Origin of the sequence: Kitasatospora purpeofusca (genome assembly GCF_036010405.1) — a bacterium.
Lineage (GTDB): Bacteria > Actinomycetota > Actinomycetes > Streptomycetales > Streptomycetaceae > Kitasatospora > Kitasatospora purpeofusca.
Genome location: NZ_CP108561.1, coordinates 8358139 through 8380733, shown reverse-complemented (window position 1 = coordinate 8380733; position 22595 = coordinate 8358139). Strand labels below are relative to the sequence as shown.

The 22595-nt window shown below is 68.6% G+C and carries 19 protein-coding genes and 2 pseudogenes; 10 read left to right on the top strand and 11 right to left on the bottom strand.

All coding sequences use genetic code 11. The features are described 5' to 3' along the window. Positions 1 to 226: 226 nt before the first annotated feature. Complete coding sequence (locus OG715_RS36450) at positions 227 to 901, bottom strand: TetR/AcrR family transcriptional regulator (RefSeq protein ID WP_266272999.1); 675 nt, start codon at positions 899 to 901, stop codon at positions 227 to 229. Positions 902 to 1042: 141 nt separating this feature from the next. On the opposite strand from OG715_RS36450, the gene OG715_RS36445 reads away from it, so the two are divergent. Beyond that, positions 1043 to 3298, top strand: coding sequence for an MMPL family transporter (locus tag OG715_RS36445; RefSeq protein WP_266273000.1), 2256 nt, complete (start codon positions 1043 to 1045; stop codon positions 3296 to 3298). A 105-nt stretch (positions 3299 to 3403) separates the two neighbouring features. On the opposite strand, the pseudogene OG715_RS36440 reads toward OG715_RS36445, so the two are convergent. Further along, positions 3404 to 3553, bottom strand: a pseudogene (locus OG715_RS36440) (family 1 glycosylhydrolase); the annotation flags it as partial. A 490-nt stretch (positions 3554 to 4043) separates the two neighbouring features. Here OG715_RS36440 and OG715_RS36435 point away from each other — a divergent pair. Beyond that, a complete protein-coding gene (locus OG715_RS36435; RefSeq protein WP_266273001.1) occupies positions 4044 to 5306 on the top strand; it encodes an ISL3 family transposase in 1263 nt (420 codons plus the stop codon). Positions 5307 to 5745: 439 nt separating this feature from the next. After that, positions 5746 to 6825 carry a site-specific integrase gene (locus OG715_RS36430; RefSeq protein ID WP_266273002.1) on the top strand — a complete coding sequence of 360 codons (1080 nt, stop codon included), beginning with the start codon at positions 5746 to 5748 and terminating at the stop codon, positions 6823 to 6825. Positions 6826 to 6855: 30 nt separating this feature from the next. Here OG715_RS36430 and OG715_RS36425 read toward each other — a convergent pair whose 3' ends face one another. Both OG715_RS36425 and ltrA read right to left on the bottom strand, forming a co-directional pair. Continuing rightward, positions 6856 to 8652, bottom strand: a complete 1797-nt coding sequence (locus tag OG715_RS36425) for a reverse transcriptase/maturase family protein (RefSeq protein ID WP_266273004.1) — start codon at positions 8650 to 8652, stop codon at positions 6856 to 6858. Positions 8653 to 9229: 577 nt separating this feature from the next. Next, the gene (ltrA, locus tag OG715_RS36420; RefSeq protein WP_266273007.1) at positions 9230 to 10618 is read right to left on the bottom strand and encodes a group II intron reverse transcriptase/maturase; all 1389 of its coding nucleotides are present in this window, start codon (positions 10616 to 10618) and stop codon (positions 9230 to 9232) included. A 660-nt stretch (positions 10619 to 11278) separates the two neighbouring features. On the opposite strand from ltrA, the pseudogene OG715_RS36415 reads away from it, so the two are divergent. Further along, positions 11279 to 11533 (top strand): annotated as a pseudogene (locus OG715_RS36415) (tyrosine-type recombinase/integrase); the annotation flags it as partial. Positions 11534 to 12042: 509 nt separating this feature from the next. Here OG715_RS36415 and OG715_RS36410 read toward each other — a convergent pair. The 6 genes from OG715_RS36410 to OG715_RS36385 all read right to left on the bottom strand — a co-directional run bounded on the left by OG715_RS36410 (position 12043) and on the right by OG715_RS36385 (position 16089). After that, complete coding sequence (locus OG715_RS36410; protein WP_266273008.1) at positions 12043 to 12402, bottom strand: scabin-related ADP-ribosyltransferase; 360 nt, start codon at positions 12400 to 12402, stop codon at positions 12043 to 12045. Between the two features lie 195 nt (positions 12403 to 12597). Beyond that, entirely contained in the window at positions 12598 to 12840 is a 243-nt protein-coding gene (locus OG715_RS36405) for a DUF7848 domain-containing protein (RefSeq protein ID WP_266273009.1), read from the bottom strand. 257 nt (positions 12841 to 13097) lie between these two features. Beyond that, positions 13098 to 13946 carry a helix-turn-helix domain-containing protein gene (locus OG715_RS36400; protein WP_266273010.1) on the bottom strand — a complete coding sequence of 283 codons (849 nt, stop codon included), beginning with the start codon at positions 13944 to 13946 and terminating at the stop codon, positions 13098 to 13100. A 20-nt stretch (positions 13947 to 13966) separates the two neighbouring features. Next, positions 13967 to 14485: a DUF6879 family protein gene (locus OG715_RS36395; RefSeq protein WP_353962755.1), complete on the bottom strand. Its 519-nt coding sequence runs from the start codon at positions 14483 to 14485 to the stop codon at positions 13967 to 13969. Then, positions 14466 to 14732, bottom strand: coding sequence for a hypothetical protein (locus OG715_RS36390; protein ID WP_266273011.1), 267 nt, complete (start codon positions 14730 to 14732; stop codon positions 14466 to 14468). Before OG715_RS36390 ends, OG715_RS36395 begins: the two co-directional genes overlap by 20 nt. Positions 14733 to 15438: 706 nt before the next feature. Continuing rightward, entirely contained in the window at positions 15439 to 16089 is a 651-nt protein-coding gene (locus OG715_RS36385; RefSeq protein ID WP_266273012.1) for a GntR family transcriptional regulator, read from the bottom strand. Between the two features lie 176 nt (positions 16090 to 16265). Here OG715_RS36385 and OG715_RS36380 point away from each other — a divergent pair, with 176 nt between their 5' ends. From OG715_RS36380 to OG715_RS36355, 6 genes are all read left to right on the top strand, one after another. Further along, positions 16266 to 16598 carry an SCO3933 family regulatory protein gene (locus OG715_RS36380; protein ID WP_380750361.1) on the top strand — a complete coding sequence of 111 codons (333 nt, stop codon included), beginning with the start codon at positions 16266 to 16268 and terminating at the stop codon, positions 16596 to 16598. A gap of 97 nt (positions 16599 to 16695) precedes the next feature. Then, positions 16696 to 18105, top strand: coding sequence for an FtsK/SpoIIIE domain-containing protein (locus tag OG715_RS36375; RefSeq protein ID WP_266273013.1), 1410 nt, complete (start codon positions 16696 to 16698; stop codon positions 18103 to 18105). A gap of 41 nt (positions 18106 to 18146) precedes the next feature. Then, positions 18147 to 18899, top strand: coding sequence for a DUF2637 domain-containing protein (locus tag OG715_RS36370; protein ID WP_266273014.1), 753 nt, complete (start codon positions 18147 to 18149; stop codon positions 18897 to 18899). 141 nt (positions 18900 to 19040) lie between these two features. Continuing rightward, positions 19041 to 20486 carry a replication initiator gene (locus OG715_RS36365; protein ID WP_266273015.1) on the top strand — a complete coding sequence of 482 codons (1446 nt, stop codon included), beginning with the start codon at positions 19041 to 19043 and terminating at the stop codon, positions 20484 to 20486. Further along, the gene (locus OG715_RS36360; RefSeq protein ID WP_266273016.1) at positions 20486 to 20695 is read left to right on the top strand and encodes a helix-turn-helix domain-containing protein; all 210 of its coding nucleotides are present in this window, start codon (positions 20486 to 20488) and stop codon (positions 20693 to 20695) included. The genes OG715_RS36365 and OG715_RS36360 overlap by 1 nt, the downstream gene beginning before the upstream one ends. Continuing rightward, positions 20695 to 22002 carry a tyrosine-type recombinase/integrase gene (locus tag OG715_RS36355; protein WP_266273017.1) on the top strand — a complete coding sequence of 436 codons (1308 nt, stop codon included), beginning with the start codon at positions 20695 to 20697 and terminating at the stop codon, positions 22000 to 22002. The genes OG715_RS36360 and OG715_RS36355 overlap by 1 nt, the downstream gene beginning before the upstream one ends. Before the next feature lie 151 nt (positions 22003 to 22153). On the opposite strand, the gene OG715_RS36350 is transcribed toward OG715_RS36355, so the two are convergent. Next, positions 22154 to 22594 (bottom strand): hypothetical protein, encoded by a 441-nt coding sequence (locus tag OG715_RS36350; protein WP_266273018.1) that lies wholly within the window; start codon positions 22592 to 22594, stop codon positions 22154 to 22156. Between the last annotated feature and the right edge of the window lies 1 nt (position 22595).

The window sequence follows — 22595 nt, the reverse complement described above, 5'->3', positions numbered from 1 at the left end:
CCCGGCCAGCCAGATCATTCACCCGCCCCCGGCCCGCCCGGAGCCCCGCATGGTGCCCCTGACCTGCGGATTCGACCGCTGCGAACGCCAGTTGGCCACCACCCGACGGGCCATGGTGTGGCCGATGTCACACCCGCAGCGCCGACGCCGCCCCCGGCCGGAACCTCAACCGCCGCACCCGTCAGGGGCCTCAACCGCCGCACCCGTCAGGCCCGGTGGGCGGCGATCACCGCTGGTCCGCGGTCGGCGACAGCCCTGCGGTGCGCGCGGCGGCGCCCGCCTGGACGGCGAAGAGGCGGTCGCGCGCTTGCTGGTCGAGCGTGTGGAAGTGGCCGTGCGCCTCGAGGGTGACGAAGCCGTGCACCGTGGCCCAGGCCAGCATCAGGGCTTCCGCCGGGTCCGGCACCAGCGAGCTGCCGAGCCGGCCGCGCTCGGCCGCGTCGGCGACGAGTTCGGCCATGTGCCCCATCGCCCGTTGGCCGGCCGCCACGGTCGGTCCGTCCGGTGGGGCCGCGTACCCGGGTACGGGGGAGCCGAAGATGAGGGCGAAGCGCTCCGGGTTCCGCTGCGCCCAGGTGCGGTAGGCAGTGCAGGTGGCCGTGAAGCGGCCGTCCAGGTCGTCCGGCGGCACGGTCCCACGAGTCGCCGTCAACGCGTCCGACAGGCTGTCGTAGGAGTCGGCGACCAGCGCGGTGAGCAGCTCGTCCCGGTCGGCGAAGTAGCGGTACAGGGCGGGCGGGGTCATCCCCATGCTGCGGGCGATGTCGGTGAAGCGGAGGTTCGCGGCGCCGCGCTCGACGATCAGTGCCAGGGCCGCGCGCTTGATCTCCTCCACGGTGTCGGCGCGCAGCCGTTCACGGCGGCTCAGCTGCCCGCTCTCATCGGGCGACCCGTCCGTCATCACATCTCCATCCGCCCGCCGCACCAGTCACCGCGTTGACAATCGGTACCCGCCGAGGGGAACGTTACGCTTCATCATGTGCGTTATGAAGCGTAACGCATTGTCTGGGGGCGGAGCCCCTGACGACGCACGGAGGACCACATGTCCCAGGGACTGCGCGACGGCCGGCGGACAGCCGCCGGGGAGAGCGGGCCACACCGGCCCGGCCCGCTCGGCCGAATAGCCGGTTGGAGCTTCCGGAACCGGGGCCGCACGGTGCTGCTCTGGCTGCTCGCCGCCGGCGCGGCCTTCGGCCTCTCGGCCGGCCTCGGCGCCAAGTACAGCGCCGACTACACCGCGCCCGGCTCGGACTCCAAGCAGGCCCAGCAGTTGCTGACACGGGACTTCCCCGGGCTGGGCGGTGAATCGATCAGCCTGGTGCTGAGCGCGGACGGCAGCGTGACCGACACCGCCACCCGCGACCGGGTCGAGGACCTGCTCGCCCGGATGGCCGAGGTGCCGCACGTCAGCGGCATCGACGACCCGTACGGCCCGCGCGGCAAGGTGTCGACGGACGGCCGCACCGCCCTCGGGCAGATCCACCTGGACGTCGCCGTCGCACCCGACATGCCGAAGGCGGACACCCATCGGCTGCTCGACCTCGCCCGCACCGTCGACGGCGGCCTGCGCGTCCACCTCGGCGGCATGACGGTCCAGCAGGCCGAGCAGGGCGCGATCGGCTCGGAGGCCATCGGCATCGCGGCCGCCGCCGTGATCCTGGTGATCACCTTCGGCTCGGTCGTGGCCGCCGGCCTGCCGATGCTCACCGCGCTCGGCGGGCTCGCGGTCAGCGCCACCCTGCTGCCGGTCCTCGCCGCGATCATGCCGGTCCCGGACTGGTCCACCTCGCTCGCCGCGATGCTGGGCATCGGCGTCGGCATCGACTACGCGCTGCTGCTGGTCACCCGGTTCCGCGAGTGGCGCGCCGAGGGGCTCGAACCCGAGGCCGCAACGGTCGCCGCGCTGGACACCGCGGGCCGCGCGGTCGTGGTCGCCGGAATGACCGTGGTGGTCAGCATGCTCGGGCTGTTCGCGATGGGCCTGTCGTTCATGCGCGGCGCCGCGGTCTCGGCGATCCTCTCCGTGCTCGTCGTGATCGCCGCGTCCGCCACGCTCTTCCCCGCCCTGCTCGGCTACCTCGGCCGACACATCGAGCGCCTCCGACTGCCCCTGCCCCGGCGCCGCGCCGCCCGGGGCGGGAGCCCGGTGAGCGCCGGCTGGCTGCGCTGGAGCAGGCTCGTCGAGCGTCACCGCGTCCTCGGTGCCGTCACCGGCGTCGTCGTCCTGCTGGCGCTCGCGGCACCGTTCCTGGGCGTGCGCTTCGGCTTCCCCGACGCGGGCAACGACCCCGCCGGGCGCTCGAACCGGCTGGCGTACGACACGGTGGCCGCCGGCTTCGGACCGGGCAGCAACGGACCGCTGGTCCTGGTCGCCGAGTTGACGCCGGGCACCCCCGCCGACGCGACAGCCGCGCTGCCCACCGCACTGAAGGCGGTGCCCGGCGTCACGGCGGTGACCCCTCCGGTACCCGGCGCCGACGGCCGCTCGCTGCTGCTCACCGTCGTCCCGGACAGCGGTCCGCAGTCCAGCGCCACCAAGGCCCTGGTCCGCGACCTCCGCGACCACGTCGTCCCGGGTGCGGTCGGCCCCGGCATCCGGGTGCACGTCGGCGGGGCGACCGCGAGCGCGATCGACAGCACCGACAACATCTCCCGTCGCATCCCCCTGCTGGTCGGCGGCGTGGTCACGGTGTCGATGCTCCTGCTCCTGGTGGCCTTCCGCAGCGTCGCCGTCGCCCTCAAGGCCGCGGTGATGAACCTGCTCTCCGTCGGAGCCGCGTACGGCGTGGTCGCGCTCGTCCTCGAAGGCGGCACCGCCGGCCGATTGATCGGCATCGACAGCCCCACCCCGCTGCCGGCCTTCGTGCCGGTGCTGACCTTCGCCGTCCTGTTCGGCCTGTCGATGGACTACGAGGTCTTCCTGGTGAGCCGGATGCGCGAGGCCTGGCTCCGCAGCAACGACAACGCCGAGTCCATCGTCAGCGGACTGGCGGGCACCGCGCGGGTCATCACCGCGGCGGCGGCCATCATGGTCGCCGTGTTCGCGGCCTTCGTCCCGTCACCCGACCTGCCGATCAAGGTCATCGGCGTCGGCATGGGCTCGGCCATCCTGATCGACGCCACGCTGGTCCGACTGCTGCTGGTACCGGCCGTGATGCACCTGCTCGGCCGCGGCAACTGGTGGCTGCCCGGCTGGCTGGACCGCCGCCTGCCCCACCTCCACGTCGAAGGACACACGGACTACTACCAGCCGAAGCCCACCCCCGAGACACCCCGCCCCCTGGCGGCGGTCCGGTAGCGGCAGCGGCGGACCGCGGGCGCCCGACGGCACCTGCGGACTGCTGCGCCGGGACCGACGACGACGCTCGCCCCAGAGCCACTCAACCGACCCGACTCGGTGACCTCACGGGAAAGTCACCGACCCCTCCCTCGTACACCGCGCCCGAGGGGCGGCGATCAGGTCGCGGTACCAGCCGTACGAGGCCCTCGGGGTGCGCCGCTGGGTCGCGAAGTCGACGTGGACGAGGCCGAAGCGTTGGTGGTAGCCCTCGGCCCGTCGAACAGGCTGTCATTGTGGTCGCGACCCTCTGCAGCCCCACTGCCGCCCGGTGACCTGCGCCTCGCAGCGTCCCCAGCAGCAAAGTGAGGCAGAGGCACCCCGACCGTCGGCGCGACGGAACTGAACCCCTTGACCCCCAGTCAAGGGGTTCAACTATTGTCGGCAGCCGAGGCCTCGCAGCCTCGGCTTTCGTGTTGCTCAACCATGCTGAAAACATGGGAAGTTGATGCTCATCATGGAGATCCACGGTCGACAGGGCTCGAACCCACGCGATGCTCAGTCGGGTTCAAGTTCGTACATAGATGCCCGTTATCGCCCACGGGCGCTCATGTACGCTCACCGAGCGCGGTCCCAAACTGGTCCCCAAATGGGGCTCTTCTGCTCCATCTGTGGGTCGCTGAGGCGCGTCTAACGCGGGGCACGCCGTCCCCTGTGCAGATCTTGAGGTGTCGAGACTCAGAATCTGGGGTGCAGGGAGAACGGCGTGCGGTTGACCACGGTATTGAAGGCGTTGGTCGGATGCGAGCAGGCAGTGCCGGAGGAGGTGCGGTTTGAGGAGAAGTCGCAGGTCATCGTGGTCACTGTCCGGCCCAGGTCTCGGGCGCGTCGCCGGTGCGGGATCTGTGGAAGCCGCTGTCCGGGGTTCGACGCCGGTGCGGGGCGGCGGCGCTGGCGCCACCTGGACGCCGCCGGCCTCAAGCTCTACCTGGAGGCCGACGCACCTCGTGTGACCTGCGGGCGGCACGGGGTGGTGGTCGCCGCCGTCCCCTGGGCCCGCCACGATGCGGGACACACCCGAGACTTCGACCAGCAGGTCGCCTGGATGGCCACCGAATGCTCCAAGGCGGCCACCGCCCAGCTGATGCGGACCTCCTGGCGCACGGTCGGCGCGATCATCACCCGCCACCAGGCCGACGCCGATGCCGGGATCGACCGGCTCGCCGGCCTGCGGCGTGTGGGCATCGACGAGATCTCCTACCGGCGCGGGCAGAAGTACATGACCGTGGTGGTCGACCACGACTCGCGCCGCGTGGTGTGGATGGCCGACGGCCACGGCAAGGACGTGCTCCGCTCCTTCTTCGACGCACTCGGCGCCGACCGCGCGCACCGGCTCACCCACATCAGTGCCGACGGCGCCGAGTGGATTGCCGACGTGGTCGCCGAGCGCGCTCCGAACGCGGTCCGGGCCATGGACCCGTTCCACGTCGTGGCCTGGGCCACCGAGGCCCTGGACGAGGAACGCCGCTCCGCGTGGAACCGGGCCCGACGCGAGGCCGCGGACCCCGAACTCGCCCGACGCCTCAAGCACTCACGCCACGCGTTGTGGAAGAACCCCGAGGACCTCACGCCCCGCCAGCAGGTCAAACTCGCCTGGATCGCGACCAACGACCCCCGCTTGCACCGTGCCTATCTGCTGAAGGAGGGCCTGCGCACGATCTACCGGATCGCCGCCGACGAGGGCGTCGAGGCCGCTGTGAAGGCCCTGGACCGATGGCTGTCCTGGGCTGTCCGGTCCCGCCTTCCGGCCTTCACCGACCTCGCCCGCAAGATCAAGCGCCACTACGAGGCCATCCTCCACGCGATCGTCGAGAAGCTGTCCAACGGCCTGATCGAGTCCACCAACACCAAGACCCGCCTGATCATCCGCAGAGGCTTCGGCTTCCGATCCGCCGAGGCCGTCATCGCCCTCGTCATGCTCTGCCTCGGCGGCAACCGCCCCACCCTGCCCCGACGCCAACTCGCATGACCAGACCCACAGGTCCAACACAAGAGCCCCAAATGGTCCCCAGGACCCCGGACCGGCCTTGGTCACTGCGAGTAGCAGTGATCTGTCGGCCCTTCAGACGGACCCGCCGGCCGACCGCTGCGGACCGCCGCACATTGCCGCTGGCCGGCCCGAGCACCCCGAGTAGATCAAGGTCGACTACCCGCTGGCTACGGATAGTGATCTTCCGGACGGTGTGTCGTCTTGAGCGTGTCCTCGCCATCCGGTTCTGAGTGCTTCGCGCACCGCCCAACACGCTCTGCCGCCACACCCGACACAGCAGCCACTCTTGCCCCAGATTCACCAGGCAATCCGGGAGAAGGAGAAGCTCATGGGGCAGCGTGCGCAGCGGGGCAGGGTGTATCGGCGGTGCGGGTGCCGGGACGGGGGCGGGCGGCAGTTGGGTGTGTGGTGTGTGCGGTTGTTGGAGGAGTCGGGGCACGGGTCGTGGACGTACTGCGTCGATCTGGCGCCGGCGGACGGCAGGCGGCGTACTCGGCGTCGTGGCGGGTTCGCGACCGAGGCCGAGGCCGCGCAGGAGCTGGCGGCGGTGCTGGAGGGTGAGCTGAGCGGGGCGTACGAGGAGCGCCGTACCACCGTGGCGGAGTACTTGCGGGAGTGGCTTGCGGCGCGGAAGGAGGAGCTCACGGTCAACACCTACGCCGGGTACAAGGCGTACGTGGAGAGGGACCTGATCCCGGCGTTCGGGCGGTGCCGGCTGCTGGACCTGCGGCCGAAGCAGATCGAGGACTGGATGGCCGCGCAACGGAAGGCCGGGCGGGGCCGGGTCACGCTGTACCGGGTCGTCTCGACGCTGCGCAACGCGCTGAACCATGCGGTGCGCTCGTGGCGGCTGAAGTTCAACGCGGCCGAGCACTGCGTGCCGCCCAAGCCCCGCGCCGAGGAGCGCACCTGCTGGACGCCGGTGCAGGCCGCGGCGTTCCTGCGGCACAACGCCGAGCAGTACGCCGACCAGCTGGGCGACCTGTTCGAGGTCCTGCTCGGTACCGGCATGCGCCGCGGTGAGGTCCTGGCCCTGCACTGGTCGGACGTCCACCTCATGGACCGCAAGCTGTTCGTCCGCTGGACCCTGTCGGCCGTGGACAACGGCGACCTCCACTTCAACCAGCCCAAGACCGAGGCCAGCCGCGCCTGGATCAGCCTCTCCCCCAGAGTCATGGCCGCCCTCCACCGCCAGGCCGCCATCCAGATGGCCGCCGCCCCGGCGGGCCGGCTGGAGGGCCTGGTCTTCGCCCACGCGGACGGACCGCCCCTGCGGCCCCAGTGGGTCCTCGACCAGCTCCGCAAACGCACCGCCGAACTCGGCCTCCCCCGGATCGGGCTGGTGAGTCGGCCCGGGGCGCGGTGTCGGGATTGCTCCCGGTCCGTTTCCCCGGACCGCTCTCCGAACCCGCCGTGCGGTTGGGTAGGCCGCCAGCGAGGTGCCTGTGACCAGGCCCTTTTCCGACGGCCCCCCACCGAACCGGACGTGCGACGTTAATCGCATCCGGCTCTCCAGTGCCTTTTCTTCTCATGAGTTCTGTCGGGAGGGACGTCCGCTGTAGTGGATGCCCTCGTGGCAGGTGCGGCAGACGACCAGGGTCTTGCGATGGCGCGCGGCCATCATCTGGGCCCAGGCGGGCTTGACGGCCCGTCCCTTCACGTTCAGGTCCTTCAGATGCCGAACGTGGTGCACTTCGACATTGTCGTGGGACCCGCACATCTCACAGGTGTCGGCGAGCAGGCGCTTGACGATCTCGTTGCGTCCGCTGTTCCAGACCTGCGTCGGGTGGTCGTCGAGACTGTTGATCTTGATCTTGCGGGCCAATGAGATCCCGCCCCACTGCGCCACCAGCGGCTTCTTACCCTCACGCTCGACGGTGACTTGGAGCCCCCGGCGGGGGCCCTGGTCGGTCTGGAGCACGGCCCGGTAGCGCTTGTAGACCCTGGAGACGCGGACGCGGTACTTGCGCGCCAGCGTCTTGGTCAGGGAACGCTCCATCACGTACTTCAGCCGTCCGAGACGGTGAAGGTTGTAGGCCAGCTGGTAGTAGCCGGCGATCCCGCGAAACTCTGCCTGGTACTGGGCGACGATGGAGAAGTCGCTGTTGACCGTGCGTTCGGTCCGCCGTATCGGCTGGCCGTGGTGCATGTAGGGACGGCACTTGGCCCGGATGACGTCAGCAGGCACCTTCAACCCGATCTGCGCGTTGATGCTGCGATGACCGCGATGATCGCGCTTGCTGTCGTTGCCCAAGACCACGATCTCGTAGCCGAGGAACCGGACGGCCTTCGTCCGCCCGTGGGTGATCAAGGTCTTCTCTTCGGACAGTTCCAGCTTGAGCTCGTCGCGCAGGAACCGGCCGACGTCGGCCTTGATCTCCTCGACCTCCCCCTTCGGGCCGGTGAAGCCCAACAGCCAATCGTCCGCGTAGCGGGCGTAGTTCAGCCGCCTGTAGTCCGGATCGTTGGGGTCACGGGACGGCATGGCCTTCATCTGCTTGCGCAGCGCCAGGCCCGCCTCCACGTCACCCTGCTGTTCCAGCCTGCACGCGCGCTGCCATAACCGCGCATAGGGTCGATGAGCTTTGCGTCGGGCTCCCCGGTTGTAGGTGGGCAGCAGGTTCGTCTCGATGTACTTGTCCAGCCGGTCCAGGTAGATGTTGGAGAGGATCGGCGAGATCACGCCGCCTTGCGGAGCACCGCTCAGCGTCGCGTGATAGCGCCAATCTTCCAGATATCCGGCCTGGAGCAGTCCGTCAACCAACCGCAGGAAGCGGTTGTCATGGATCTTCTCCGCCAGAATCGACCGCAGGACACCGTGGTCCGGACTGTCGAAACAGGCTTTGATGTCGCCCTCGACGAACCAGGTCGTACCCCGCCAGCCGGGATAGATCGCTTGCAGCGCGGTGTGACACCCCCGGCCGGGCCGGAAACCGTGGGAGTGGGCGGAGAACTGCGGCTCGTAATACGCTTCAAGCAGCAGGCGCATCACTTCTTGCAGCAGTTTGTCCGACCACGTCGGCAGTCCCAACCCGCGTCGCTTCTTCGTGTTTCCCTTCTTCTCGATGTAGACGCGGCGTGTGGGTGACCATCGGTAGCGCTCACTGCGTAGCGCGTCGATGATCGCCTGGATCTTGCCCAGGCGCATGCCGTCCACGGTCTCGGCCGTGGCACCGGGCGTCATCGCACCGTCGTTGCGGTAGATCCGCCCGTAGGCCAGCAGGTACAGATCCGGGTTGAACAAGCACCGATAGAGACGTTCCAGCGGCAGTCCCTTCCTGCCGCGCTCACGGATGATCCCCAGTACGGATTCGGCGCTCTGCATTTCGCATACCTCACCATCATGGACGATCAGTTGACACCTGGGGCCCTTCGCCCGTGTAGACGGCTTTCCCGTCCTCCCCGGTCGGGCGTTACTCCGACGACTACTACGGCCCCTCCGTAGCCATAGGGCTCTCGCCCCTTAGGCCATCCCGCATTCCCCTTGCGCTGGACGTATCGAGCGTGACTTAGGCGGCCTTTCCGTCCCCTTGAGCGAACTCGCTGTCCGCCGCCCGCCGGCCGGAAGGGTTGAGACGAGGAAACTCGGACTCGTCCGATGCCGACGGCTGCGACCTAAGACGTCGTGTCGCAGAGTGTGCCAATTCCACCGCTGGTGACTGGGCTTCAGGCAGTATGGCTTTCGCCGTATCACGCGGGCCTCGCGCGGCAGCGTCTTTGACGCCTTCTCAACGCTCCGCGCTTTCCCGCCATGCTGCTGTCCCCTCGCGCTTTCGCGTCCAGGTGAGGCGGGCGACCCCAAGGTCATCTCCTTCCGAACCTAGGCCCCCTGCGGGGGCGATCCAGCGCCGAGTGAAACGGCGCACGATCTCTCGGCAACGGGCTCTCCACGGTTCCTGCCGTCAGGCGGGGTTCGCAGGTGGCCACAAGGCCGGGATCTTGTTGCCCCGGTAGGTGTAGCGGGAGACCGTCACACCCTCGATCCGGAAGTACTCGACCCCGTCCGCCGCGATCTTCCACCGCCCAGAGGCGGCCAGATGTCGGCGAACCTGACTCCAGTTCCAGCCGTGGCGCGCCCGCAGCATATGGACCAGCCTCCACCAGGTGAAGTCGTCCAGCTTGCTGAAGGTGTGTTTGGCCACGGCGTACTTGAAGTAGCTGGCCCATCCGCGCATGATCTGACCGAGCCTGGTCAGAACCGACGCGAAGTCCTGCTGCGATGTCTTGTGCGTCAGGGCACGGATCTTCGCCTTCAGCGTCCGGACGGGCCGGTGCGCGATGAAGGTGTAGACGTACCACTTGTTCGTCCCCCTCTTGCGCTTCCACCGGATGCGGAAGCCGAGGAAGTCCAACCCGTCGCTCATGTGCACCACTTGGGTCTTGGCCGGTGACAGCCGCAACCCGAGCGGGGCCAGCGCGACGGCGACGTCTTCGCGCAGCGCCTCGACGTGCTCGCGCTCACCGTGCACCAAGACGACGAAGTCGTCCGCGTAGCGGACCAGCCGCCACGTCGGCCGCCCCTTGGAGCGCCGGTACTCGCGCTTGCCGGGGGTCGACATCGCCCCGCCCGGCTTCCACGGCCCCATCACGTGCTCATCGAGCACTGACAGGGCGATGTTGGCCAGCAACGGAGACAGGATGCCACCCTGCGGCGTGCCGGTCATGGTCTCCCGATGCTCACCGAGCTCCGTAAGGATCCCGGCCTTCAGGAACGCCTTGACCAGCGCCAGGACGCGTTTGTCCTTCACCCGGCGACGCACCCGGTCCATCAGCACCGCGTGGTCGATCGAGTCGAAGCACGCCTCGATATCCGCATCCAGCACCCAGCGGTAGCCACGGGTACCGAAGTGGTGGATCTCAGCGATCGCGTCCTGCGCACGCCGCTTGGGCCGGAACCCGTACGAGCACGGCAAGAACTCCGCCTCGAAGATGGGCTCCAGCACCAGTTTCAGCGCCGCCTGGACGACCCGGTCCGCAACCGTCGGAATCCCGAGCTTGCGGACCTTCCCCGACCCGCCCGGTTTCGGGATCTTGCGCTCCCGCACCGGAAGCGGCCGGAACGAGCCGTCCTTGAGACCGGCCCGCAGGTCGTCCAGGAACCCGGACACGCCCACCAGTTCCGCGACATCGGCGACCGTGAGACCGTCCACGCCAGCAGTGCGCGCACCCTGGTTCCCCGCGACCCGGTCGAACGCCACGATCAGCGTCGCCGAGTCATGCACGAAGTTGAACAAGTCATCGAACCGGCGGCCGGGATCGGCCACCGCCCAACGGTGAAGCTTGGCCTGCATCTCCGATACCCTCGCTCCCGGCCCGGCCGGACCAGAACGAGGAGCACCGCCGTTCGGCGACGCGTCTTCCGGCATTGCAGCGTCCTTCCCCTCTCGAAACCGCTGCCGCCCTTCCCCATGCGGCCGGCTTTCCCGACCTCGGAGTACTACGGCGGCTCCGCCCCGTCCCGGACCGATCGGCGGTCGACGCGCCCAACCCCACCCTCGCCGCTGGACGCGACGCGCAGGGCAACACCCGGGACGGTTCCCGTGTTCACTATGGTTCGCTCAACGAAGTAGGAACCCGACTATGCCCCTGCGGCATCGCCACGAGTACGCCGCAGACCTTCCTCGCAGCCTCCCTGACAGCTCATGCCCACCACCTCGGGAGTTCCCCGCCGCCCATGGCGACGGGTGCGCGCCGCCCCCGGCCCAGATCCACCAGGTTCGAGCTGGCGTCGCACAAAGGGGGTGTCACACGCCGGTTCCTCGCGTACTCCTCTCCCTCCCGCTCGCCGAACCCGGACCATCTGGCAGTACCGGCCCGTCCCGGCTTTGTCAGGGCTGCTCCCACCCTCCCCGGCGTCACCCGGCTCAGGCTGCCCCCAGCTCCACCGCCCTGCTGCGACAGGATCAGCGGCGAAGGTCTCTCACCTCCACTCGAACCACAGCGCCTCACGGCGCACCCACGACCTCCGACACACCACCGCCACCCTCCTCCTCGACCAGGGCGTCGAACTCGTCGTCATCAAGGAGCTGTTGGGTCACGCCCACATCAGCGTCACCGCCACCGTCTACACCCACGTCAGACTCCGCATCCAGCGGAACGCCATCGACCTCCTCGGCCATGCACTCCGCACCCCCGATGCCGGTCCTGAAAGCCGCCGCGACGGCGACGATCCACCGGGAAATGGGATCTTGCTCCCCGCTCGGTGACGTCAACAGGTGACGTCAAACGAGCAAGAAGCCCCGCCAGAATTCATTAGAATCTGGCGGGGCTTCGCTAATTCAACAATGGCAACTCAAATGATCAGAATCAGTCTAAATATTGCCGGATTTCAACCATTGCGAATGCCAGTTGAGCTGCTCGTCGGCGGTGCAGATGTCCAACCCCTCCGCTGATTCGAAGATATCGACAACGGGTGGTCGATCTGAAGTTCGGGGAATCTTCAGAACGTATGCCCGACGCCCAGCTGTCGCCTGTCGCAGCATGGGTGATGGAAAAACGTTTCGACGCGCACCGTTGCAAGCTACGAGCAATCCAGAGGGCTCGAGAGCCCGGCGCACGGTTGACAGGGCTTCAAAAAGGTCTGAACCGCTACCGGAGAATACTCTTCCGGATTCGAACAAGACCTCGACGTGGCAGGTATTCTCCGCGGCGAATCGCACTCGGGCTGACTGAGGGTCACCTGCTCCGACTACCGTTAGCTCGACCTCGGCCCAAATCATCGGCGGAACCTTGGATTGGGAGTCCATTCTCCAAGATGGTTCCACACGCCCTCAATGTCGTGCGGATGGACTTTTCCGGCCAAAGCGATCTCTTCTTCCCAGGGGTAGGGTGAGTTCTTGCCAAAGTGAGCATTCACGTCGATGCCACTTCCGCGAATCTTATAAATGTGGGTATCGTCATCCATGTAAAAATCATTGGCAACACCTTCGGCTGCCCCTCGCGTCCTTGAAGTCGAGACGAACCCGCTATCCGTCCTGTTTTCATGGACGTGCTGATTGATGTCTAGGTTGTCGCCCTTCGGCTCGAATCCGTTGGCGAATATCTCGTCATGTCCGCGCGTATCGGCTCGATACACCGAATCGCAGTTATGAACGAGGACCGGCGTAGCCCCCGCCAGCACATAGTACGTGTGGCACGGCGGCCTGCTCTACCTGCTTCTTCGCAGGTCAGTGGCGATATGACGGTCCGTCGGGGTCCGTGGTTGTGCGCTGGTGTGCGTGGTTGTTGCCGTCGCCACTGCCGTCAGAGGTATAGACCACTCGATGTCATGTCAGAGGAACGCGCCGGGTTCTGCGGTGGCGTAGTCGGTGGCGGTGCGCCGGTAGCACTGGTGGCCGGTCTCGGCGGCGTGCTTGGCGATCAGGGCGGTGACGTCGTCGGCGCGGGTGCGCTCGCCGCTGGTCCACTGGCACTGCTCCTCGTCCGTGACGCAGACTGCCTCCCGGACGGGTGCGGCCGTTTCGTCGGTGCGTACGTGGTACTCGCGGAAGCGCATCCGCTTGCGCACGCTCATGCCGCCTGCCCGTGCTCGGCCTGGCGGTGGCGGCCCTGCATCACGCGCACGTCGCTGAGCCGGGACCGGTCCCCGCACAGCACGGCGGCACGCGCTTGCTCGCGGAGCCTGCCGCATTCCTCGCACACCGGGCCGGGACGCTCCCCCTGCACGGCCGCTTCCCCGGACGTCTCCATGGTCCCCCTCGCCTTCGTCGGTCATGGTTCTTCGAAGGTAGGGAGCGGTTCGCTGGAGGGGCTACGAGGTTGCACGGGGTTCTATCCGAGGGTGTCGATGGCGGCGGTGATCAGTGCGCGTGCCCGGGTGCCGTAGACCGCTGCGTCGGCGAGTTCGGTGAAGGCTGCGGCGTACAGCTCGATCTCGCTGGGTTGAGTGATCGTCAGGTATCCGGAGATCAGCTCGACGTTGACCTGTGCGACGTCGAAGATCCAGAACCCTTCGGCCGGCCACCGGGTGCGGTCGGGTCGCATGGGCACGATGCCGAGGCTGACGTTGGGCAGGGAGCTGATGGTGATCAGGTGGCCCAGTTGTCCGGCCATGACCTCGCTGCCGCCGATGCCGGAGCGCAGGACGGATTCCTCGATGAGGAAGGCGAAGCGGTGGTCGCCCTCGTAGAGGACGCGCTGGCGTTCGATGCGCGCGGTGACGGCCTGGTCCACGTCGTCGTGCAGGCCGCGTCGCTGCTGGATGGCGTGCAGGGCTGCTGCGGTGTAGGCGCGGGTCTGGATCAGTCCGGGGACGAGCCAGGAGGAGTAGGAGCGGAAGCGCCTGGTGCGCTCGTACAGCGGGAGCCGGGATTCCTGGGCCTGGCGCAGTCCGGCGCGTTCCATGCGCCGCCATTCCACGAACATGCCCTCGACCGCTCGCAGGCTCGCGACCAGGTCTTCCGCCTGCTCGGTGGCCCGGCAGGCGCGGCACCAGGCGCGGATGTCGTCGGCGGACGGCGGGGTGCGCGCGTTCTCGATCCGCGAGGACTTCGAGGGGTGCCAGTCGCAGATGCGGGCGAGGTCGCGCCCGGTCAGTCCGGCGTCGCGTCGGATCTCGCCGAGGCGGTCGGCGAGGACCTGGCGGGCCTGCTGGACGCTGGAGGAGTGCGAGAGGGCCATGGAAGGTGGTGGGCGGGCGTTCAGGCGGGCTGGTACTGGGCGTGCGGGATCGCTCGTTCCCACACGGCCTCGAACGCCGTGCTGCACAGCTTGGCCAGCGCCGGGTCTTCGCTCAACTCCATGCCCTGCTCGGCCCATTGGCCGTCGCCGGTGAAGTGGTTGAAGATGACGGTGGTCTGGTCGAAGACCCAGAAGTCGACTCCGGGCAGGGCGAGGTCGCGGGTCTGCCGGCGGGGCAGCCAGCGGACCTGCTCGCCTGCGGCGGTGTTGGTGAAGGTGCCGTCGTACTCGTAGCGGATGTAGTCGCTGATGGGCTCGGAGACGATCCGGGCCCGGCGCATCACCAGGCCCCGGCCGGTGGCCTCGGCGACCACGTCCAGCCAGGGGCGCCACCACGAGGCCCGGTCGGCAGGGTCGGGCCGGTGTCCTTGCTGCCAGGCGATGAACTCCGGGTCGTCGCGCATGTAGCTGTCGCGCATCTCCAGGTGCACCGCCGAGTGCTGGGCCTTGGCCAGTTGCTCACGTACCGCTGTTGCCACCGTTGACCTCGCTGTCGGGGCGGGGAAGGAACTGGAGCATGTTCGCGGGCAGCCGGATGACGGCCTCGTGCGCGGGCACGTCGGTGGTGTGCCCGGGGACCGAGCCGACCTCCTGGCACTGCTGCAGTGTCTGCTCGTCGGCCTTCCACGACTGGATCACCAGGTCGCCGGTGTCCTCGTCCTGCCAGATGGTCGGGGAACCGTCGTCCGGGGTGTTGGGGTAGATCCCGAGGAACTTTAGAGCCATCACGACCTCTTACGTGCAGTAGGTTGCGTACCGTTGCACGACCATCACCCGCAGGCGGTAACCCCGTCAAGGGGGCACGCACGGCGCGCAGTTGCGCGAGACCGGTCCGCGCGCGGCCCAGCGGACCCCGGTCCGGGCCGGTGCCCCGGCAGGATCGGGGCCTGAGCGGGGTGGGTCCCTCGTCGGTCGGGCAGCTTCGCCGCACCAGGGTTCTCCGGGGGCCGCCAAGGCTGCCTCCGGCACGCTTGCGCTCGGCCTTGGCGGCCCCCGGGGGTTCCTGGTACGCCTCCGGGGCCCGGTCGGCGAGGGGCCTGCCGCGCGACCCGCGACCCCCACCACGACGGCGCTGCACGTGCGCTCGGCCCCTTGGTCCCTCGGAGGGAGGGCCTGGGTTGAGGTAGTGCCTCCAGGCTGCGGCTGCTGGCGCTGGCTGTTGCGCGCCTGGACGGCGGGCCGCCGCTAAGCGGGGCGGGACGCCTTGAGCGTGCGGCGGCCCGCCGGCCGGACGCGCGCGGCCCGCCGTGGCGGGCCGCCTTGATCCAGTAAAGAAACTCTGAACAGCTCCGGCTCTACCGGCTCTGCCAGTCTTCCTCGCCACCGCGGATACGCCTGGAGCTGCTGCGCGCGGCTGGCACCTTCTCGGAATCCAGTGCCCCCAGTCGTCCGGTGGAGGTGGAGCTGAGGTCCTGGCGGGCGGTGGGAGCCCTCACTGAGGCGTGTGCGGCTCTTCGGTCTGGTGTTCCCGAGCCTCCCGCCGATGGAACAGCTCCTCTGCGAGCAGGCGGGCCGTGTCCTGGGCCTTCTGGTAGATCCCCTCAAGGCGTCGGAGTTCGCCGATCAGGGCAACCGCCTGCTGAGTCAGCTCGTCCTCGGTCAGTTCCTTGATCCGCTCGGCCGTCGTCTGCTCAGAGGTCGCCTTCTCCCCTACGGCCTCCACAGGATTCTGGGAGGTTGGGCCAGGCTGCCCTTGGACGAGATAGGACCGCTCCGGGCGCCCGGCGTGAATGAACTCCTGACTGAAGCCCAGAGTCTGCATGAAGTCATCCATGGCGTCGCTCATGGCTTCGGCAACGACCGACCTTCTCTTGACAACTTCGATACCAGGCTTGGCTTTTGAGCCCGCTCGCTGCCGGACGTAGCTGCCCCGGCTCTGGACGGAGTAGATCAGCCCTTCGTCCTTGAGCACGCGTAGGGCGCTCTGGATGGTCGAGCTGGCGAGCCCGTACTTGTCCTGCAGCTCGCGCGCCGTCGGGAGCTTGTCCCCAGGGGCCAGCCGGCCTTCAAGGATCTCGGCACGCAGGGCAGCGGCGGCCTGCATATACGGGGGCCGGGAGTCCTCTTCAAACGGCAGCGTCATGCCTCCGAGGGTAGCGGGGCCCTAGCACAGATGACACATGAACCGGGGGCTTGTCTCGGCTGTAGCGATACCAGCGTGTGTTCCATGTGTATCGCTTGTTGCGCTTGTTTCACTTGTGCGGCTAGGGTTCTGGCAGGTCGAACAAGCGACCCCCGAACAAGGGAACTGCCATGGCTATGACCAGGATTCGCGTCGGACTGCTGCCCTCTGCCGTCTGCATGACGGGCACCGATGCGACGCCGAAGATCAAGGACCCGCAGACCGGGGAGATCGCCACCGACCGCGAGACGGGCGAGCACCTGTTCACGGTCACGGTGATGCTCATGGAGGAGGGGCGCGCGGAGGTCATGAAGCTCACCGTCCCGCAGTCCGGCCTTCCCGACGGGCTCAAGCCGGGCGTCATGGTGCGCCCGGTGGACCTGTTCGCCACGCCGTGGGCGCGGATCTTCAACGGCCAGCTCTCGGAGGGCATCGCCTACCGGGCGGGCCGCTTGGAGGCAGTCAAGTGAGCTGCGCTGTAAAGGTATTGGCTTACCGACTGCCCGTTTCAACCGGTACCGGCAGCCGGTTCGCCCTCGGGTTCATCTACAGCGCGGAAGGCGTGAAGTGAAGGATGTGAACGAGATCGCCCCGGTTCTGATCGGGGCGGTCCTCGCACTGGCGGTCCTGTGGGCCGTGGTCGGCCTGGTCCGGTACCTGCGGGTCGATCGTGAGACCCGGGCGAGCATCCGGCAGGGGATGCGCATCCGGTTCGGGTGGGAGCGGCTGGCCAAGATGGCGGGCCTGTCGGTGACCGACAAGACCCCGACGTTCCTGGCCGAGCTGGTCAGCCGCGAGGGCGAAACGCCCAAGCCCCGGGTCCTGGTACCCCGGATCAAGGTGAAGCCGGACCGGTTCGGGGTGGTGGTGCGGGCCAAGTGCCTGCCGAAGGTGGGGCTGGAGGAGTTCCAGCGCTCGGCGCGCTTCCTCGCCGACGCCTGGCACTGCACACGGGTTTCCGTGCTTCCGGACGGTCCCGGGCGGGTGGTGATCCGGGCCGTGCGTCTGGACCCGCTCATAACTGCGACCGAGCACGTCCCCACGGGCGCGGCGCCGGGGAGCCTGGACACGTGGGGGCTCGGGCTGGACGAGTACGCCGACGACGTCAGCCTGCCGCTGGCGAACGTTCCCGGTGTGACCGTGGCCGGCCTGCCCGGCTTCGGGAAGACATCGCTGATCAACAAGCTCATCTGCGACTTGGCCCCGTCCGACGCGGTCCAGTTCGCCGTGGCGGACGGCAAGGTCTCCACGGCCCACGAGGGGGACTACGCCGATCTGGCGCCCCGCCTGTTCGCCTTCGCCGGGGATGACCTGGCGGAAGCCAACGCGCTGTTCAAGCGCATGGTGAAGCTGCGGCGGGGCCGTTCCTCGTCCATCCGCGCCGTGCTGGGCGTGAAGAACATGTGGCACGTCGGTCCGTCCCGGATCTGGCCGCTGACGATCCTGATCATCGACGAGGCGCACACCTACTTCCGCGAGTACAAGGGCAACGACGCCGAGACGAAGAAGCTGGCTGCCCAGTCGGCGGAGAACGCCCGACTGGTCGAGGACCTGGTGAAGAAGGGCCGCAGCGTCGGGATCATGGTCATCCTGGCCACCCAGAAGGCGACCGGCGACGCGATCCCGACGTTCATCCGGGACGTGTGCCCGCTGGGGCTGTCCTTCGCGCAGAAGACGGCGGAAGCCTCCGTGGCCGCGCTCGGGGACGACATCCGCAACTGGCCGGACGCGAACCCGGTCAACCTCCAGGACCCGGCCTACGTCGGGGTGGCGTCCATGGGAGTGCAGGGCCGTCCGGGCTTCACCCGCGTGCGCACCCCGTACGTGTCCGACGCCGACGCGGCCCGGATCGCCGACGACACCGCCCACCTGACCGAAGACCCGGCCGCGTACCTCGACGTCTACCCGGGCCCGGTCGACTGGAAGCCCGCCTTCATGGACGACGACGCCGACACCCTGATGACCGAAGCGGCCTGACGACCAATGTAACTCGCTATCAAGAAAGGAGAGTTGGCCTGATGGCCGAGGATCGCCTCACACAGCGCACCGTGACCGTGGTCATGGCGGTCATCGCCCTGCTGGCGTTCGTGTTCTCCTTCGGCAACGTCTGGGCACTGGCCCTGCGCCTCGGGGTGCCCCACCCGGTCGCGCCGCTGATCGCCCCCATGGTTGACCTGTCCGTGATCGGGCTCCTCGTCGGTCTGCGCTTGCTGTCCCTGCGCGGCGTCCCACAGGAGGAGCTGACGGCCGCGACGCGGTTGATGCACCTGTGCGGCCTGCTGACCCTGGCGCTGAACGTCGCCGAACCTCTGGTAGCCGGACACTACGGCCGTGCCGCCCTCGATGCGGTCGCCCCGCTGCTACTGCTCGGCTGGGGCCAGGTCGGCCCGCAGTTCCTCCGCCACTTCCACGCCCTGAGCGCCTCGAACCCGGCGGAGGCCCTCGTCCCGGTTCCGGCTGCGGAACACCTGCCGGACCCGCTCGCATCGCTCGGCTCCGGACCGGAGCCCGACCTCGCACTGGCCTCCGAGCTGACACCTGCCCCGCTGGTAGTCGCTACCGCTGAGCCTGATCCTGCTCCCGTGCTGGCCAACAGGACCGCGCCCGCCACGCTCCCGGCCATCCCTGAGGCCCTTCTGACGGCTGCCCGGCGCATTGCCGAAACGCATCACGCCGAACAGGGCGAGCACATCACGCCCGGTCAGCTGAAGGCCCGCCTGGGCGTCACTCTGCCGCTGGCCACCGCCGCACACGCTCAGCTCTCCGCCTGAGCCCGCCGGCCTCTTCCCCACCTGACCGACCCCGCCCGACCGGGCTCGGCTTCCCATGCCCCGAGCAGTACCAACACGCCTTCCTGCCTGGCTGGTTGCTGCTCGGGGCCACCCCACCCGACAGAAGGGACACGCCCCGACATGGTCGCCCTGGACCTGCGCCACGTGGCAAGCCCCGCCGTGCGGGACCTGATCCACCTGGTCAACCTGCACGACTTCGACCGTGCGCACCAGCAGATCGACCGCCTCGGCGGCTGCACCGAACCCGTGCGCCTGCTCGGCCAGACCACCACCATCGACACGGCAACCGGCGAGGTACTGCGCTCCTACACCACCGCCGACGAGCCCACAGGCAGCCTGCTGACGGCCTGCGGCAACCGCCGCGCCTCGCGCTGCCCGGCCTGCTCCCGCGTCTACGCCGCCGACACGTTCCACCTGATCCGGGCGGGCCTGACCGGCGGCAAGAGCGTACCGGACACCGTCCGCACCCACCCCCGCGTCTTCACTACCCTCACCGCGCCGTCCTTCGGCCCCGTCCACAACCGCCCCACCGACACGGGCGGTGCCCTCCGGCCCTGCCGCTGCGGCAAGCGCCACGAACCCACGGACGCGCTGCTCGGCACACCGCTGGACCCCAAGTCCTACGACTACCCGGGCGCGGTGCTGTTCAACGCCCACGCCGGAGCCCTGTGGGCGCGCTTCACGATCTACCTGCGCCGTGAGATCGCCGCCCGGCTCGACCTGACCCAGAAGACGGCCCGCGCGGTACTGCGCGTCTCCTTCGCCAAGGTAGCCGAGTACCAGAAGCGCGGCCTGGTCCACTTCCACGCCGTGATCCGCCTCGACGGCCCCGACGGCAGCTCCCAGCCCCCGCCCCCGTCCGCCACAGTCACCCTGCTCGCCGACGCCATCCGGGCCGCCGCCGCCCGCGTCTCGATCAGCGTCGTCTCGGATGCGGTCGGGGAACGCGAACTCGCCTGGGGCGAACAGCTCGACGTGCGCGAGATCGCCGCCTTCGGAACCGACGCCGAGCTGACCGATCACGCGGTCGCCGCCTACGTGGCCAAGTACGCCACCAAGTCCGCCGACTCCTCCGGCGCTCTCGACCGCGCCCTGTTCTGCCGCCCCTGCCAGGGACGCGGCATGACCCTGACCGCACACGGAACCCCGGTCACATGCACCGCCTGCGGCGGCACCGGACAGGCCCGGCCGCTGCCCCGCCTCGCCGTCGAACGCCACGTACGGCAGATGATCCGCACCTGCTGGGAGCTGGGCAAGCTCCCGGAGTTCGCCGACCTCAAGCTCTGGAAGTGGGCGCACATGCTCGGCTTCCGGGGCCACTTCTCCACCAAGTCCCGCTGCTACTCGGTAACCCTCGGCGCGCTGCGCGACGACCGCCGCGCCTGGCGCACCGAACAGGCTCGTGCACACGCCGGCCTGCCCGACCTCGACCCGAGCACAACCCTCGTCATCGGCCACTGGGCCTACCACGGCTCGGGCTACAGCCCCGGCGCGGAACTCCTCGCCGCCGCCGTCTGGCACCACAGAGAACTGGAGCGACAGTTCACCGCAGAGGGCGGCTGCTGATGACCACTCTGCTCACGGTTCCGAACCCGGGCGAAGAGCTGCTGACGGTCCCCCAGGTCATGGCCCGCCTCCAGCTCGGCCGCTCCGCCGTCTACGACCTGCTCCGCACCCGGCAGCTCGCCTCCATCACCCTCGGCCGCGCCCGCCGCATCCCCACCCACGCCCTCAACGACTTCATCCGCACCCGACTCGAACAGGAAGCCGCCTGATGACCACACCCCGCGACACCCCCGCCTCCCGCCGCGTCCGTGCCAACGGCGACGGCACCGTCTACCAGCGCAAGGACGGCCGCTGGGAAGCCGCCGGCTACGTCCTCGCCCCCGGCGACACCCACAAGCGGGTCCGCGTCTACGGCACCACCCGCAAGGACGCCCTGGCCAAGCTCACCGAGAAGATCGCCACCAGCAACCGCGGAGTCCCGGCCCCCTCCGCGCAGGGCAGCGTCGCAGCGTTCCTCACCTACTGGCTGGAGACCGTTGCCGTCCACCGGCTTCGTGAGAACACCCACACCCGCTACACCGCCTGCACCCGCCTCTACCTCATCCCCGGCCTCGGCAAGAAGAAGCTCGCCAAGCTCACCGCCAAGGACGTCCGCACCTGGCTCGACCAACTCCGCACCACCTGCCAATGCTGCGCACGCAGCCTCGACACCACCCGCGACCAGGCCCAGTGCTGCGCGATCGGGAAGTGCTGCTCCAAGCGGCTGTCCCCGCTGACGCTGGCCTACGTGCACTCCGTGCTCAAGTCCGCCCTGGAGCACGCCGTCCGGGAGGAGGAGATCCCCCGCAACGTTGCCCGCAACGTCCGCATGGGCACACCCCGCCCCCGCCGGTTCGAACCCCTCACCACCCAGGAAGCCCGCGCATTCCTCGCCGCCACCAGCGGCCACCGACTGAGCGCGCTGTTCGAACTCGCCCTGCGCACCGGGCTCCGAAAGGGCGAACTCCTCGGCCTGCGCTGGGAAGACCTCGACCTGGCCGGCGGAACCGCCAGCATCCGCCGCACCCTCCAACGCACCAACTCCAGCGGCCTGACCACCCTGCCCACCAAGACCCAGAACTCCGAACGCCGCATCGCCCTGCCCACGCCGTGCGTGCGCTCCCTCGAACAGCACCGCGACCAGCAGCACCAGGAACGCGAAGCCGCTGGCGCGGGCTGGAAGGACAGCGGCTACGTCTTCACCCGGCCCGACGGAGCCCCGATCGAGGGAGCCACCCTCACCCGACACTTCAACACCCTCCTCCGCCGGGCCAGCCTCCGCCGCATCCGCTTCCACGACCTCCGGCACTCAGCGGCGACCCTCCTCCTGGAACAGGGCGTCGAACTCGTCGTCATCAAGGAACTGTTGGGCCATGCCCACATCGGCGTAACCGCGACGGTGTACGCCCACGTCCGACTCCGCCTCCAGCGCGACGCCATCGACCTCCTCGGCAACGCCCTTCGCAACCCCGACGAGGCCGCCACCCGACCCGACGACGGCGACGAACCACCGCTTTGTGCAGCACCCGTCCGCTGACGTTGCCGTCAACTACTGCCGTCAGACACCCCGCAGGCCCCGCCAGATTCCATTCTGGCGGGGCCTGCGGGCGCTCCTTTCCGATCACCCGAAAGGAGCGCCACTACCCATAGATCCCCTGCGATGCGAACCCGAGGGGATAGCTATGAATTTATTCGAAGAAATCCCTCACGGAATCCATGGGCGCCACCCATTCGGAAATCTTATTTCCGTCTTCATCAATGGCGCAACGGGGTCCAATGGAAGCCCACGGCTCTCCAATATCGAAACTCGATTCGAGCTCGTCAAGGAAAATTATGGCATTTTGAATGTAGACGTTCTCGCCATCACGATACATCGGCCAACATGTCAGAAAATTACTGCTCTCCGGATCCGTCATGGAGACCATCAGGCAAGACCTAGCGTTCAGATCACCCTTGAGCGCATCAAAAGCCTGATGCCAGCTCCGACGATAGTCAGACTCGCTCCAGAAGCCCAGGGGCACCCTGAAGGACTCCACGAAATCGCCAATCACGATTCGCCCGACCGCCTCCGTGAGGCTTCCGGTCATATCCCCGGAAGACTCCTGCGATTCCAATTCAATCGCAAACACG